18 protein-coding genes are annotated in these 13,511 nt (G+C 57.9%); 12 read left to right on the top strand and 6 right to left on the bottom strand.

Annotated features, from left to right (window positions below):
- The first annotated feature begins 16 nt into the window (after positions 1-16).
- Both BUC04_RS08390 and BUC04_RS08385 read left to right on the top strand, forming a co-directional pair.
- A complete protein-coding gene (locus BUC04_RS08390; RefSeq protein ID WP_067655915.1) occupies positions 17-475 on the top strand; it encodes a hypothetical protein in 459 nt (152 codons plus the stop codon).
- Positions 476-684: 209 nt separating this feature from the next.
- Complete coding sequence (locus BUC04_RS08385; protein ID WP_067655919.1) at positions 685-1,161, top strand: hypothetical protein; 477 nt, start codon at positions 685-687, stop codon at positions 1,159-1,161.
- Between the two features lie 98 nt (positions 1,162-1,259).
- Here the strand turns inward: BUC04_RS08385 and BUC04_RS08380 are convergent, their stop codons facing one another.
- Entirely contained in the window at positions 1,260-1,778 is a 519-nt protein-coding gene (locus BUC04_RS08380) for a hypothetical protein (protein WP_159437677.1), read from the bottom strand.
- Positions 1,779-1,866: 88 nt separating this feature from the next.
- On the opposite strand from BUC04_RS08380, the gene BUC04_RS08375 reads away from it, so the two are divergent.
- Positions 1,867-2,799 (top strand): GIY-YIG nuclease family protein, encoded by a 933-nt coding sequence (locus BUC04_RS08375; protein WP_067655925.1) that lies wholly within the window; start codon positions 1,867-1,869, stop codon positions 2,797-2,799.
- 54 nt (positions 2,800-2,853) lie between these two features.
- Entirely contained in the window at positions 2,854-3,201 is a 348-nt protein-coding gene (locus tag BUC04_RS08370; RefSeq protein ID WP_067655928.1) for a hypothetical protein, read from the top strand.
- 55 nt (positions 3,202-3,256) lie between these two features.
- Here BUC04_RS08370 and BUC04_RS08365 read toward each other — a convergent pair whose 3' ends face one another.
- Positions 3,257-3,607: a hypothetical protein gene (locus BUC04_RS08365; protein ID WP_067655931.1), complete on the bottom strand. Its 351-nt coding sequence runs from the start codon at positions 3,605-3,607 to the stop codon at positions 3,257-3,259.
- Positions 3,607-3,963, bottom strand: coding sequence for a hypothetical protein (locus tag BUC04_RS08360; RefSeq protein ID WP_067655934.1), 357 nt, complete (start codon positions 3,961-3,963; stop codon positions 3,607-3,609). Before BUC04_RS08360 ends, BUC04_RS08365 begins: the two co-directional genes overlap by 1 nt.
- A gap of 214 nt (positions 3,964-4,177) precedes the next feature.
- Between BUC04_RS08360 and BUC04_RS08355 the strand changes: the two genes are divergently transcribed.
- The 7 genes from BUC04_RS08355 to BUC04_RS08325 all read left to right on the top strand — a co-directional run bounded on the left by BUC04_RS08355 (position 4,178) and on the right by BUC04_RS08325 (position 10,125).
- Positions 4,178-4,819, top strand: a complete 642-nt coding sequence (locus BUC04_RS08355) for a hypothetical protein (RefSeq protein ID WP_067655937.1) — start codon at positions 4,178-4,180, stop codon at positions 4,817-4,819.
- Between the two features lie 90 nt (positions 4,820-4,909).
- Complete coding sequence (locus tag BUC04_RS08350) at positions 4,910-5,377, top strand: hypothetical protein (protein WP_067655940.1); 468 nt, start codon at positions 4,910-4,912, stop codon at positions 5,375-5,377.
- A gap of 93 nt (positions 5,378-5,470) precedes the next feature.
- Positions 5,471-5,761 (top strand): hypothetical protein, encoded by a 291-nt coding sequence (locus BUC04_RS08345; RefSeq protein WP_067655942.1) that lies wholly within the window; start codon positions 5,471-5,473, stop codon positions 5,759-5,761.
- Position 5,762: 1 nt separating this feature from the next.
- A complete protein-coding gene (locus BUC04_RS08340) occupies positions 5,763-7,412 on the top strand; it encodes a DNA cytosine methyltransferase (RefSeq protein WP_067655945.1) in 1,650 nt (549 codons plus the stop codon).
- A gap of 145 nt (positions 7,413-7,557) precedes the next feature.
- Positions 7,558-7,944, top strand: a complete 387-nt coding sequence (locus BUC04_RS08335; RefSeq protein ID WP_073325764.1) for a hypothetical protein — start codon at positions 7,558-7,560, stop codon at positions 7,942-7,944.
- A gap of 69 nt (positions 7,945-8,013) precedes the next feature.
- A complete protein-coding gene (locus tag BUC04_RS08330; RefSeq protein ID WP_067655951.1) occupies positions 8,014-9,021 on the top strand; it encodes a hypothetical protein in 1,008 nt (335 codons plus the stop codon).
- Positions 9,022-9,108: 87 nt separating this feature from the next.
- Positions 9,109-10,125 (top strand): hypothetical protein, encoded by a 1,017-nt coding sequence (locus BUC04_RS08325; protein ID WP_067655954.1) that lies wholly within the window; start codon positions 9,109-9,111, stop codon positions 10,123-10,125.
- 150 nt (positions 10,126-10,275) lie between these two features.
- On the opposite strand, the gene BUC04_RS08320 is transcribed toward BUC04_RS08325, so the two are convergent.
- Positions 10,276-10,656 carry a hypothetical protein gene (locus BUC04_RS08320; RefSeq protein ID WP_067655957.1) on the bottom strand — a complete coding sequence of 127 codons (381 nt, stop codon included), beginning with the start codon at positions 10,654-10,656 and terminating at the stop codon, positions 10,276-10,278.
- An 860-nt stretch (positions 10,657-11,516) separates the two neighbouring features.
- On the opposite strand from BUC04_RS08320, the gene BUC04_RS08310 reads away from it, so the two are divergent.
- Positions 11,517-12,035, top strand: coding sequence for a hypothetical protein (locus BUC04_RS08310; RefSeq protein ID WP_067655962.1), 519 nt, complete (start codon positions 11,517-11,519; stop codon positions 12,033-12,035).
- Positions 12,036-12,153: 118 nt separating this feature from the next.
- Here the strand turns inward: BUC04_RS08310 and BUC04_RS08305 are convergent, their stop codons facing one another.
- Positions 12,154-12,852 carry a hypothetical protein gene (locus tag BUC04_RS08305; protein ID WP_067655966.1) on the bottom strand — a complete coding sequence of 233 codons (699 nt, stop codon included), beginning with the start codon at positions 12,850-12,852 and terminating at the stop codon, positions 12,154-12,156.
- Positions 12,853-12,861: 9 nt separating this feature from the next.
- The gene (locus BUC04_RS08300) at positions 12,862-13,353 is read right to left on the bottom strand and encodes a hypothetical protein (RefSeq protein ID WP_143165611.1); all 492 of its coding nucleotides are present in this window, start codon (positions 13,351-13,353) and stop codon (positions 12,862-12,864) included.
- Positions 13,354-13,511 lie beyond the last annotated feature (158 nt).

Raw genomic sequence — 13,511 nt, 5'->3', positions numbered from 1 at the left:
GCCCAAGGAGGGGATTATGAACAAAGCGGAAATGCAGGACTATTGCCACCAGTTGACTTCTGACTACCACCAATCAGAAATCATCATCTTCCTGCTTCAAGTCGGCTTGGTCATCGCTGGGAAAAGCCTCTCCCCTGCGCAACTGGACGTCAGCAACCCGAATCAACGGGATCTCTATGAAACCATTAAGCGCGACGGTAAAGCTGAGCACCTGGCTGAATTCATGGAGTTGGTCGGAACCGAAAGACTCAAACTGGAACTGACTGCATACCTGGCCAACCTCGGCATGCACGAGGACAACATCGAGGCCAAGACCTTTCTGTTTGCCCTCATCAGCGCCATCACCAAAGACGAGGGCACAGTCGCCGAGATCGACCTCGACAATGAATTTGAGCAGTTTATCTATGAACAGCTCAAAGTCGACGGCAAGCTAGACCTGCTGTCCGAGTACATCGAAGTGGTCGGCGGAAACTAAACGGCCCTCGCTTGGGCCCCACTATGTGGCACACGCCGACACCCGAGGCCCTTCGCTTCGATCATTCCTACACCGCCAGCAAAGCTGTGCAGTCTTGTCGCAAGAGTAAGACCACTCAGCGCTGGTTTGATTTCATCAACTTTGTCTGGCAATAGCAGAGCGAGCAGCAACGCATTGACCCGCCCTACCTGCTAGAGAAGAGAGCCATCATGAACCACTTAACTCAACGCGACATCACCCTGAAAGCCCTCGGTAACGCAATCCTTCGCGCCGCCAAAGAACATGGTACAGACTCGGATCCTGAGCACGAGGCCGGCGATCTGCAAGACGCCGTTCGGGAGGCCCTTTATCTCGCGCCCCCAACCTCGGTATCCGAGCTACTGGACCTAATGGCCCAAGAAGAACACCTCGGTGAAGACTGGTTTACCCAGCATGCCCAAGCCAAACGTGACTCCCTGGATCTCACAAAGCACCACGATAACGCAGAGTGGGCTTGGGGCATTGTTTGCACCGGAGCTGAAACGAAAGGGGGCGAAGATGGACTGGAAGCAGAATTGGATGTGCTAGAGGCTGCATTCCGCGCTGTGACGCCCCTACTTAAGGATGAGCAAGCTGGCGCCCTGCTTGAGGCAATGGAGGATGCCTACGGCCTAGAGGATGCACTCGAAATCGAACTGGACGACTAAACGGTCAAGATAACGTGTCCTTGCCCCTCCGCCAGGTCCAACAAAAACTGCCACCAGTTCGGCGGCAGTCGCAAGGCATGTGGTCGCCCAGGAATGCTTTAACGGTCCATGCCGTAGCTGCCAACCTCCGCCACTTCCTTGCGCAGGCATGCGCCTTCGCCATCGCCACAGAGCGTCAGGCGGGTGTGCTTGCCGGCCGCGTCCAGGCTCGACAACGCAAACCCGTTGCCCTCGTACTCTGCCTGTTTGGCCAAGGCCAGCAGGGCATTGGGATCATCGACGAGGGTGGCCATCTCATCGCCGGTGTAATAGATACGGTAGGCGGTGCTTCCGTCACACTGCCGCTCGGTCGGACGAAACTGGTTGGCGAAAAACTCAGCCGGAACCTGCGCAAACTCCTGATTACGCTGTTCGCTGAACAACCCCGGATTGCCAAACGCGCGCTCTACCTCACACTTGAAGTTGGCCAGCACCTCACGTTCGGCCACCCGGTCTTTGCCACTGTTAAATTCTACGGCAAAAACCCGCTGCCCACCGGCCAGCAGCACTTCGGCATAGCTGTACACCAACCCCTTGTTCTGGCAGAGCCCAAACTCCCGCACCTTCATCGTGATCACCTTAATCGTTCAACTACCTTAATTTTACCAAGGCCGGCTTACCAAATGGTGCCATCCACCGGTGAAACCGGCCCCGGAGACCCAAGCTATGACCGTTACTCCAGAGCAACTCACTGACCGCACCATCTGGGAGGCGGGCACCAAGGTGCGCCAGCGCTTATCCCGAGGCGGGCGCATTGACCATTTTGGCAACGTCCACACCGTGCGGCTTTGCCTAGCCTGGCTTGGACCACAGCGATTTCTCAAGCACCCCCGCTCCCGAGCCCCGCACCAACCTTATCTTCACCACCTTGTGGAAGATTGGGCCGGCTGCCGCATCCCTGAGGGCGATATCCGAGTTGCCCTGGAACTGATGGGCTATGTTGGCAGCACCCATCACCACAATGTGGCCACTGCCCTGGTATGCCCTGACCGGCGCCGGCGCCAGGGCCTGACTATTCCGTTTCCCGAACCGCAGTTTTTTCCAGATCCCGCCAGCTACGCGCACTTTGAATCCCCCTGGCAGATGGAAGGCAGACTGCCGCACCATCGACAAAGAAGGCGTGGCAGCGGCACCCGTGGCCCTGGCGAAATCTTCTGCGACGAACTCATCACCCCGGTGCAGGGCTACCGGCCTGGCCGCCCTTACACCAAGCACCACAAGATCCTCATGCCGCGCTACCAACGGCCTACCCCCTGGCTGTTAGACCCCGCCGGTTACCCCCTACTGCACCCCAGCCGCACCAACAGCTGTGACAGCCACAAGCTCGCGCCTAACTCCCCGGGAGACTACGCCTTCATCAAAGGTCGCGACGTTGCCTATGTTGGCAAAACTTCTGTCAGTCTGCGAAAGCGGCTTTCCCAGCACGGCTACTTTAAACACGGCTACCGAGCCTACTTCTGGCCGCAGAAGCGCCCGGTCCTAGAACAGATCCTCATTCACTTTCTCGCACCCTCGGACAACGAGATCTACAAGGCTGATAACCCCATCTACTGCCGGTGGGACGGCACGTTCTACGAGGACCGCTTCGGATCCATTTGATCACAAGGGCAAACACCGATAGCGTATTGCCCGACACAACAAGGAATCGCCCGCATGGAACAGCACGCACTTCAGACTCAGATTGCCCAGCACCTGGCACAGCAGTGCCGTGAATTATCTGATGTCGCCTGGAACACCCAGTGCCAACAAATGCACGCTGAGGCCCAGGGAAAGGCACAGCTGAGCGATCAGCTCGGCGCTGAGCTACGCAGCCAACTGCGTGAACGCAACGCCGCCAAGGCGACACAGGCGTTCTTCTCCCGCACCGGAGTCCAACGCTGGGCCCAACTGTACAGCGAGCACCAAGGCAAGCTACCGATGCTGCGCGGCGCCCTGGCGTCCTCACTGGAGCAAACCTGGGGTAAGCAGCTACGCCAGCTAGCCAACACGCCCACCCATTAATCCCCACCTGGGGACATTAAAAAGGGGGCCGCTGGGCCCCCTTTCTGCTGCTTGCTCACTGCGCCTGTCGTTCCACGCCCTGTTCACGGGCACGGATCGCCTCATAGCGATACTCGCCGTACTGCTCAACCGCCTGGGTGGCAGGGAATGCCCCTCGCGTGTTCTTGGTTGCCAAGCGGTACTCGGTGCCATCCCGACCGGGCACAGCCTTAAGGTAGATGTGCTCCGGCATCCCCAGCGGCCAATCGAAGTCCTTGCGCACCTGCGCCATGAACTCATCCAGATCATGATGGCCTTTAGACCCCACGATGTAGGTGTCGGCCCCCCAGTTTTCCACCTGCAGCGGATAGTGTCGCTTCCCCACCAGCACCTCCAGGGCAAAGTCTTTGAGTCCGGCCAACGTCATCACACAGCCTGCCTGATAGCGCGGGTGTCTAAGCAGGTGCCCAAGGGGTAGGTCCCCTCCTCTGGCATCTCCTCCAGACGCATGAATAAGCCTTCGTAAAGAGATTCACTGCCGTCCTGATTGTCCATCCAGATGGGGCTGTGCCGATTCAGGTGAAACTCGGTTTCCGCTTCGTCTTCGTCCAGGGCAAAGCGCATTAGCACCCCGGAACTGACCAGCTCATCGTACAACTGTTGGCTATTGAACAGCACCGGCAACCGGTAGGCACGGCCAGGCTTTGGCTGACCGTCGTAGACGATCCCGGCGAAACTTGCCGCCTCTGCCAACTCATCCGCTGTTAACTGCTCCAGCGCCATCCTGCACACTCTCCTACTTTTGCTGCATATTTGAGCATTCAAACTCAAATCAAAACACCAACAAATTAACGTTTTTTACCATCTTGTCAACCGTGATTACTGAGTCAAATTCCGATGCGATTCCAACCACTTTGTGACGAACAAAGATTGCACACGTCGATATACTTTGGTATATTAGCCATATTGTTGATACGGAGTTCACGGAGTAGAGAAAATGGCCATTCTTCAGCTAGGCAGCACCACGTTATTTTTGGACAACAACGGCTTCACCGCCGAGACTGTGTCCCAGAGCGATCACCGCCTGTCCAAGACCGGCACCGTGACCAAGCACCTGACCCTGGGCTTTAAGATTGCCAAGGCGATCCCGGCCCTGGCCAAGCTGGTGGAGGACGCCGAAACCCAGCAGGAGTTGCTGGAGCTGGCGGAGGCCGCTGACAACGCCCTGGAGGACGCCGCACAGGCCCTGGCCCCCATCCTACTGCCCCGTGTTGAAGCCCGCTATCAGTCCGACCGCTTCGCCTGTGAGGTGACTGGCAAAACCCACGGCGACTTCACCATTGCCCTGCCCTTCCCCACCAGCCACCACAAGGCCGGTGACACCGCAGTGAAGACCGTTAACCCGGACAAGCCCAAGCTGGTGGCGCAGCGCCTGTTGCTGGCGGAAACCTGCTGGGCGGTACAAACCGCCGACGACAGCGCACCGCGCTTTGACACCGTCGCTGCACTGCAGCAGTTCTGGCAGGACACCGCGGATCAGCTGGCGGACAGCTTCACCATCATCAAGCCCGGCAAGCTGGCCGAGCCCAAGGCCGAAGACGTCGACGAAGACGACGCTGCGGACGAGCTGGCCGCCTAAGTTACCCCAGGGCCAAGGAAGGCCCACCCATTCAACACGGACCCGCCAGGGCAGCACCTGACCGCCCTGGCCCGATACAAGGATTTTCACATGACTGTTACGACCCAAACCAACCCCCTGGCCGACGTAAAGACCGGCGACACCCTGATGCTCCCTGACCGCATTGGCCGCCGCCGTAGCGCCTGGCACAAAAGCACTGCACATCACCCCTCGCACAGCCTTCTTATTTGGCGTGCCCACACCGTGGAGAGCCACACTCCGAAGTTTGTGACGGTGGGTGGTAAAAAGTATCGCCGTGACAGCTACGGCAACAGCCGCACCCCCAATTTTCAACTGCCCGGCACCGAGCTGGAAAACGGCGTGGTTGTGCCCTCCGAGCCCACCTCGCAGGAGGAAATCGCGGGTTTCGAGGCACTGTACAACCAAGCCGACTCTGCCCCAGGGATGATCAACATCAAGTCTTTTACCGACCAGCTACCCCTGGCGCTGGCGGCGGAGTTCGCCAATCGCGCCAAGGCGCTGGAAGCCGAACTGCGCGCCCGTGTTGACAATCAGTAACGGCAATAACGCCTAACCTCTAAGCCGGCGCCATTGTGCGCCGGCCCGGTTTCCAGGGCCATGGACGGCCCACCCCCTCAAGGAGCGATCCCCATGGAGTTAACTCTTAGCGGCCAGGAATTGCTGCGCTTCTGGCAAGACCCCAGCCAATGGCAAACCTTCACCGGTGATCAGGTCTGGATTGATGACCTGGCTGTCAGCGTCGACGGTGAACCCCAAGCCAGCACGTGGGAGCCGACCGAGGCGCATGCTGATGCCGAAATCACCATCCACGGTGGCTGGATTGCCAACAACACGTTGGGGATTGAGACCGAGCGGCCCAGCCTGATTGAGGCCATCACCCGCTGGCGTAAAAACCAGCCCTCTAATAGCCTCGAGGCCTGATATGAAGACCGCCAGCAAGTTGATGCAGCGCCTAACCGGGATTGCCAAAGTGAACCTGGGCCTTAAGCGTAAACAGCGACGGCTCTACTACGAAGGGGCCGCCATCAACCGGGCCATCCCGGTGGGCACCCCAGTCCGTCTCACCCCCGGCGTTACCCGGACCACCCTGGTGCCCGATGCCGACGGCAAACACTCCATTATCCGCCGCACCATTGCCGGCAAAGAGCACGGTGTCATCGATATCGTCAACAAGACCATCCATTCCCTGTATCGCCACACGGAGTCGGTGTACTTCGTCCTGCGGGAAGGCCTGATTGAGATCCTCACCAGCCTCACTGCCTTGCAGGACCGCCAACAATGGCAGGCCCTTGCCGAGAAACTCAAGCGTGGCGGAAAACTTACCATTGCCAGCATCTGCAGTGGCGGTGACATCCTGACCCGCGCGATCATCGACGGGCTAAGTAAGCATGTACCGGCCCAGCTGGCCTACAGCTGCGAGGCCGACCCCGCCGTCGGCAGCATGGCGGTGGCCCACTCCCCGGTTTGGCAGGACAATCCGGATGCCATCTGCTATCACCTGCCGCTGCAGCAGATGCTGTCGCAGCCGCTACCCAGGACAGACGGCATTGTCGCCAGCTTGCCCTGCACCAGTCTCAGCAGCCTAGCAGAGGCAGACCGGCGCCGGCGCATGAGCAAAGCCCGCCAGGACAAAGCCCTGGATGACAGCGCCAGCCAGGCCCTGGGGGAAGAACTCCCCGCCTTGAAGCTTGCATTGGCACGCCTGGCGCAGCGCAACGACACCACCGTGCTGGCGGAGGTGACAGAACGGCTAGAACGCCTCGAGCGGATGGCCACTCCCAACACCGCCACCAAGCCGATGGACGAAGTGGAAAAGAACAGCCTGTTTATGGGTCTGTACGCCCTTGCTTCACAGTCCCGCCCCCTGTTTGTGGTACTAGAGAACGTGCACGCCGCGCTTAACGACCTCTCGATGAAACTGCTGATCACCTGGATGCAGGGTTTGGGCTACCAGTTCAGCTACGAGGTGCGCTGTGCGTCCGACCACGGCGCAATGGAGCAGCGCCCGCGCCTGGCCGCGCTGTTTACGCTTCCACCCATTTCGGTGGAACTGCAAGTCATTCCGACCCGACCCGCCAATCAGGTGCCACTCAACGCGCTCTTGCAGCCAGTACCGGACTCCGCATGGTCGGATATGAGCAAGGGGATTGCCCGTGGTGAAGCTCAGCTGGCCAAGGGCAATGGCTTTGAGGTCAAACAGCTCACCGGTGACGAAACCCGGATTGGCTGCATCGGCGCCCAATACTGGCGAGGGTACAAAACCTGCGTCATCGTTGGTGAACAAGGCCATCGGCAGATCACCCCGCTTGAGCGGGCCCGCGCTATGGGGTGGGACGAGGCCGATCAAGCCCAGGTGATTGCCACCATCGAACGGGAAGCGCTCGGCAACCGTGACAGCAATGGCAAAACCCGCCGCCCCCGCAAGCACAGCCGTGCCGGCAGTGAACTGGTCGGCAACGCCATCAGCCCACCCATGTGGCGGGACATCGGCAGTGCCATCGGTGCCGCCATCGCCCGGACGCTGGCAACGTTTAACGGGCAACCCCAGCTGTCACTGGCCTTCGATGGCTAACACCCCCTGGCGGCGCCAATCCATTTAAAGCCCCTGAATCCAGCTCGCACGCTAGGCTACGGCTTGCGCGAGGTTCAGGGTATCCTGTAACGGTTATCGCCGGGCAGTTGTGTCCCGGCCACCGTTCACAAGGATGTAGCCTACCATGCGTATTTATTGCCGATGCGGCGCCCGTCTGTCTGACGACCTCTACCCTATCAGCCGCAAACGATTACCCAACTACGACCCGATGGAACCCCACATCTCTACCGGAGCGTTCGCGGTCTTGCCCAGCACCAAGGGCACCATCAGGATGCGCGATTTCTACTTCAGCCCGTTCGACAAGAGCCACATCAATTACCGTCACCCCCAACGTTACCTAGTGGCACTGGCCAGTCTGCCCGGAGTGCATGCCACCGATGTAAAAGGGGTCCTTCCCTCAAAGCATCTGGCCTGCAGACAGTGTGACTCCGTGGTCGGGGAAGTCTCCTACCTGGCAGCACCCCACAGCGCAGAGATCACCGCCTCCCAGGTTAACCGGGTTTACACCTAACTCGGCCTAGTTGTGCTGACCGTCCGGTGCAGCCCCCGTGGTAAAATTGAAAGAAAAACGGTACCCCCAATGGCACTGATTGACAGCCTGCACAAGTTCATCCGAACCAGTTACACCACCATTCTTACCGCTAAGCAGCGACGCGACGGCTCCCCTGCGGAACACACTATCAAATCCGCTATCCGCGCTCTCGATGCAGGGGAAGAAAAGCTACAAATCCACCCAGGCACAAGCCCGGCATTGGTCGAGAAATTAGAAAGGCACCGAGCAGAGCACCGCGCAGTGCTCGAAGCCGATCTTGAGATTGCAACGCGCGACAAGCTCACCTCTGATGAATACATCCACGTGCTAGAAGAGCAAGTGCACGCGTACCAGACCCAGGTCAAAAAGTTCTCTGACGCAGGCGGTACCGGCTTCTATGACCTGTGCCTAGCCCACTACCCAGGTTGCGAGGCGGCTCGGGAGCTGTTTGCCAAAGCAGTCAACAGCCTTAACGAACAAGGTCACGACATCCATTTCGTGCACCAAGACGCTCGCAAGATGATTACCGTGATGGCCTCTTCGCTCTTTGAAAAACTAGAGCAGGAGATCGACCGTCTCGATAGCGAGATGATCACCCGCAGCTTTAATCACCGCTCGCCGCTGGGTGAGTTCTCCGGCTACTTCGTCACCCCGTTCTTCGACCGCATCCGGGCACTGCCGCTGGAAACACTCAGAGCGCAGATGGCGTTTAAGAGCCAAGAGGATGGCGTTGATACCCGCGATGTCGCAGGTCTGATGGGCTACAGCTACGCAGAGCTTTCCTGGAACGTTTTCGGCATTGAAAATGAGCAGGAACCGGGCACCAAGCTGCACGATCCCCATGACGAGGCGACCAAGGAGGCCTTTAGGTGCCTACACATCTTCACCGACGAACATGCTCACGCAAATGGGATCAGGCCTTGTCACTGGGGGTTTGATAAAGAAGAGCTTGATCTGCTCGGCCTCCCTCAAGACAAGATACGACAACTCAATGTGCCTGACGACCTGGAGTACTTCCGTCGACTCGAAGAAAGCGAACACGCACTTAGCCAATAAGGGCCGGAGGCGCCTGGCGCCTCCATTACCGCCAGCTCTCTTCGGTCACCACCAGGGCGCAGGCAGAACGATACGGCAGGAATCCCCATGGACCTGAATAACAACACCCTGAACCAATCCCTAGGTACCAAGATCCGGGAACTCTACGGGCGTACACTCAAGGCAGAGCAGAGCTACGCAAGCTATGCCGCAGCGCAGCAGCTGCTCACCATTGAAACCGAGCTCGACAGCTTGAAGCTGAAGGCCCAAAAATTGGCTCATGCCGCGCCATCAGTCTCAGAAGCCATCCACAAAGGAATTGAATCGATCGAGACCGCTGCAGAGCAGCATCGGGCAAGTTGCAGCCAAAACTCACTCTCCGCTGCGGAATACAGAGAGATCCGAGACAAATCGGTCCGCGATTACCTGGAGTCCGTGGAAAAGTTCACTTCTGCTGGCGGTAAAGGGTTCTACGATGTTTCCCTGACCATGGAAGCCGATCAACAAGATGCCCGTGACGTGTTCACAGCCAGTATCGAAGCACTGCAGCGGGACGGACAAGACATCCAATTGGTTCACCAGGACAACCACAACATCACCGTTGTCATGCCCAGCGCCTTGCTCGAACCCCTTGAATACGAGATTGAGGAGCGGGCGCCGACGATGATCGGCCGCAATGAAAGCGACTGCGCAGATAACCCAAAGTTCACCGCCCACTTCGTCCAACCCTATCTGGCCATTGAGGGACGACCTGAGCCCATCGCAAGCATCAAGCATTGGCGTGCTTTGCTGTCGGACCGGGGGTTTAGGCCGGATTACGTACCCCGCCTGATGGGGTACACCCACACCCAGCTTGCCCACAATGCCTTCGGCCACAAGGTTCAAAGCCAATACGGCGAGGTCATCACCGACCCGCTTTACGACGCGGCCGAGACAGCGTTCAGTTGCCTGGCGCCGACGCCACAAAAAGAGCTCGCCTTGGAGGCGTTTTCTCGCAGCGCACACGCTTATTCAGAGGACGAGAAGGCCTTGCTGGACCAATTCACGGAGCACACCAGCCTCAACATCAAAGACGACCTGGTCCTTTACGCACTCTCCAACAAACGAGAGATAGAGTTGTTATGAATAACACCGCATAGCATCGCCTCAGCCTAACTCTGCAAAAAGGGAAGCAAGAGCTTCCCTTTTTGACTCCGCTAACCGATTCAACAACAATTCCAGACATCACTAAAGATGTTGAAACATTAACTGACCAGAAACGATAATTAACAACGATTAAGCAGAGGTCGCCTTAGAGAGATACTCGACAAACAGCCCCCTATATTTTTCAGCGTTCTCTGCACCAACGCCAAAGCCCATTAGTTCACCCTTTACGATAATAGGTGAACACTTCTCAATGGGGTTATTATCACCAAAATGCTCCTTGAGCACCTTGAAGTTACAACTCATAGAGTCCCCAATGTCCCAACCTCGGGTAGGCCAACCGTCCCAATCCGGGTGGTCAATTCCTACATCCTCATTGCACAATGGACGCTGCCAGACCAAGAACTCAACAAAGGACATCGCAACGGCCTTTTGCACATACGCCACCACGCCGCCATCAACCTCATTAATAACGCACTGGAAGATATCGGCATCAATGTTTTCAATCTTCATAATCATCTCCAAATGGTAGAAATCAAATGTGTCGGGCCCGTTCACAAAATCAATGCTACCCACCGTAATTATTGACTGCAATGCTTATTTTTACCCTGAAGTGAAATAATTAACCCTGAAGATAAAATGATTATTCTGAAGTGTTAATTTGGGCTTACTGAAGGAATGTGCTTATTTTATCCGGCGCTTCCATAGCTATATGTCAGCAACAAAGCCACCCGCTATGATTATTTTCCCACCAATCCAAATCGGTAGTGGCCCACTAAGCACACCCCGGCGCATAAGTCACAAGAACGCTTTATACTAGTCACCGGAAATCGATTCAAAAATAGCGCTCGAACTATGCAAATAACGAGTGGCGGGACTTACCTCCCCCATCTACCTACCACGCCTAGCCCGGAGATCGCTCAGCGCCTCCCAGAATTCGGCGTCTGCCTGCCTATGGGCGGCGTTGGACACCTCGACATCACGGGCAAGACGCTCGAGGGTGCCATGGAACGTGCGCGCCCAGTTGAGCCCCCTCCAGAGCGCCAGTGACAGCACTGAAGGCCAACCACCAGCCTGATCCAACTGCCCCAATGCGCGATCATATCCATACTCAACATCTGCCAGAAAAGCAAAAACCTCGCCGCAGCGAGGTCTCTCTTTTTCAACTTCGCACTTAATGGTAGCGACTCTCCTGATTTGCAGCATCCATGGGGTTGGTTTTTTTACCGTGGGGATGCCCCTACCGCCACTCGGACCATTGGGGTTGGTTTTTTTACCGTGGGGATACCCCGACCGCCACATCGCTGGTATAACCAACAATACACCCTTTGCTGGCCACTTGCCAGCCCGCTCAAGCCACCAGGAGGTAGCCCATGACTGGCGAGGATCTTCGACTCACCCATGCTAACCAGCAGCGCACCCAATGGTTGATGGGCGTCGGCCTGCCAGCACAGGTGGCGGATTTTACCGTCCCCGAGGGCTACGAGCTGCTCGAATGCCAGGAGGATGGAGCGAGGGTTTTGGCACTTACCCACCCGGCAACCACGTCACTGGTTTATCAGGTGCGAATAGCGGGCGCCGACGGGGCGCGCACCTTGACCCCGTGGCGCACCCATCAACCCATGCACACAGCAGCCACGGGGCTCTCTACTGCCGTGCTGCGAGATGTCCTCCGCAACCACGATGTGGTGATCAGCCCCGAAGCACAGGGCTTTGACAATCTGCGGTTCTGGCAGAGCCGTGTTGCTGAGGCCGTACATTGGGGGCTTGGGGTATCCGTTACCACCATCGATGAGGGCGAGGTGATGGAAGCGACCCCGCTCCAGATATTCAGCACCGACATTTGGGGAACCGGTCGCTACAGCATCCGGATAAACGGTTGGAGTAAATAGACAAACCCAGTCGTACCGCGGCCTATAGCCCGTCTACGCTGTAGTCACTTAGCTGTAGTCACCCCCCCTGTAGACACCCCAGGGCAGCCAAACAAAAGCGACTTCATAGGCCGTTAGCCTAGCGCCAGTCCAAGGCCTCTTCTTTGATCCGCCGGGCCTGTTCTGCACCCACTGCTTTGTGCAGTGCCTTATCGTACACCTGCATTGCCCGCTGCATCTGCCCCCTGTCGCCACGCAACCGTTCCGCCTCCACCATCAGCTCTTTGAGCCGCACCGCCATTGACTGGTGATCGCGAGCCAGGGCCAGACCCACGTCAGGGTCTAGCTTAGTGAAGGCTTGGACATCGCCGGTACGCGCCTCCACCCGGCGGATCACACTGGCCAGGGCGTACAGTTCGGACCAAACGTCTCGCTGCTCAAACAGGAACTCAGGGGCATGCACCCGCAAGGAACTTGGGTACAGCGGACACAGCTTGGGGTGAACCCCAGCAACGATGCGCAACTGCTTGGCCGTGGCCTCCACCAACCCCCAGCCCTTGGGCAGCTCCTCGGGCTTGATCAGGCCCTTTGGGGTCAGGAAGTAGCGCAGCATCCCCATGCCACTGCCTACCTCGCGCCAGGGCTTGGTGGCGTCCTTGAAAAAGTCTCTTCTGCTGGTTTTGACCTCAACCAGGATGGACAGGCCTTGATTTAGTCCCCAGGCGTCGGGGCGTTCCCCGGCACCGGAGTCCAGCTCTGCAAAGCTCACCTGACAGCGCATAGTGCTTTTGAGCCAGCGCGCAGCACGCAGGCACAGCTCAGTGTGTGACAGGCTCATCAGCGCCTCCTACTGTCCTGGCCGAACCTCGTAAGGCTGGCGGGACACAAAGTGCGTCACCTTCTTGTTCGGATCCACCCTGGGACCGTTGGCCGCCCAACGCTCCATGTGATGGCGCTGCTCTTTGCTGTCCTCGCGCACCAGGCTTTGTGCAATCTCCCCCACATGCTCCAGCATGCGGGCCAGCTTGGCCGTGTCCGGCCCAACCACCAAGGGATTTAAGTGCAGCTCAGAAACGGTACCGCGGTCCACCTGGGCGGTGAACAACACATCCACTGGCATTGGCTCAGAGGGATTTGCGCCCCACCCTGCTGCGCCGGCCGCTTGATAGGAGGCACTCAGCGCAACGGCACTGAACCCGGTCATGTCCGACCCACCGGCACGGATGTAGAGCCGGTGCTTGCCCTGGGGGCAGGCGTACACCAACTGCGCCTCTTTGAGCGGCTCACCGCCCAGCATTAGGGCATGAAAATCTTGTAAATCCTTTGCTTCTACCATCATCAACTCGGCCCTCCAACTGGCCACTACAACATCATTGGCCGGCAGATTACCGACTCAACTCCACCATCGATTTACCAACGATGGCCATCCCCACATCAACTTGAACAGAATCTTCGCGCGGACCTGCTGTTACAACGAACACCACGGTGCCCAACAGT

The sequence above is a fragment of the Ferrimonas marina genome, from assembly GCF_900129905.1.
GTDB classification, from domain to species: domain Bacteria; phylum Pseudomonadota; class Gammaproteobacteria; order Enterobacterales; family Shewanellaceae; genus Ferrimonas; species Ferrimonas marina.
This window is presented reverse-complemented; position numbering and strand designations above follow the sequence as displayed.

What these genes read in the sequence shown, in the direction of transcription:
- BUC04_RS08305 (WP_067655966.1), bottom strand. Translation starts at nt 12,852, where the DNA reads ATGAGCCTGTCACACACTGAGCTGTGCCTGCGTGCTGCGCGCTGGCTC.
- BUC04_RS08335 (WP_073325764.1), top strand. Translation starts at nt 7,558, where the DNA reads ATGCGTATTTATTGCCGATGCGGCGCCCGTCTGTCTGACGACCTCTAC.
- BUC04_RS08330 (WP_067655951.1), top strand. Translation starts at nt 8,014, where the DNA reads ATGGCACTGATTGACAGCCTGCACAAGTTCATCCGAACCAGTTACACC.
- BUC04_RS08385 (WP_067655919.1), top strand. Translation starts at nt 685, where the DNA reads ATGAACCACTTAACTCAACGCGACATCACCCTGAAAGCCCTCGGTAAC.
- BUC04_RS08375 (WP_067655925.1), top strand. Translation starts at nt 1,867, where the DNA reads ATGACCGTTACTCCAGAGCAACTCACTGACCGCACCATCTGGGAGGCG.
- BUC04_RS08365 (WP_067655931.1), bottom strand. Translation starts at nt 3,607, where the DNA reads ATGACGTTGGCCGGACTCAAAGACTTTGCCCTGGAGGTGCTGGTGGGG.
- BUC04_RS08345 (WP_067655942.1), top strand. Translation starts at nt 5,471, where the DNA reads ATGGAGTTAACTCTTAGCGGCCAGGAATTGCTGCGCTTCTGGCAAGAC.
- BUC04_RS08340 (WP_067655945.1), top strand. Translation starts at nt 5,763, where the DNA reads ATGAAGACCGCCAGCAAGTTGATGCAGCGCCTAACCGGGATTGCCAAA.
- BUC04_RS08370 (WP_067655928.1), top strand. Translation starts at nt 2,854, where the DNA reads ATGGAACAGCACGCACTTCAGACTCAGATTGCCCAGCACCTGGCACAG.
- BUC04_RS08360 (WP_067655934.1), bottom strand. Translation starts at nt 3,963, where the DNA reads ATGGCGCTGGAGCAGTTAACAGCGGATGAGTTGGCAGAGGCGGCAAGT.
- BUC04_RS08350 (WP_067655940.1), top strand. Translation starts at nt 4,910, where the DNA reads ATGACTGTTACGACCCAAACCAACCCCCTGGCCGACGTAAAGACCGGC.
- BUC04_RS08320 (WP_067655957.1), bottom strand. Translation starts at nt 10,656, where the DNA reads ATGAAGATTGAAAACATTGATGCCGATATCTTCCAGTGCGTTATTAAT.
- BUC04_RS08355 (WP_067655937.1), top strand. Translation starts at nt 4,178, where the DNA reads ATGGCCATTCTTCAGCTAGGCAGCACCACGTTATTTTTGGACAACAAC.
- BUC04_RS08390 (WP_067655915.1), top strand. Translation starts at nt 17, where the DNA reads ATGAACAAAGCGGAAATGCAGGACTATTGCCACCAGTTGACTTCTGAC.
- BUC04_RS08310 (WP_067655962.1), top strand. Translation starts at nt 11,517, where the DNA reads ATGACTGGCGAGGATCTTCGACTCACCCATGCTAACCAGCAGCGCACC.
- BUC04_RS08300 (WP_143165611.1), bottom strand. Translation starts at nt 13,353, where the DNA reads ATGATGGTAGAAGCAAAGGATTTACAAGATTTTCATGCCCTAATGCTG.
- BUC04_RS08325 (WP_067655954.1), top strand. Translation starts at nt 9,109, where the DNA reads ATGGACCTGAATAACAACACCCTGAACCAATCCCTAGGTACCAAGATC.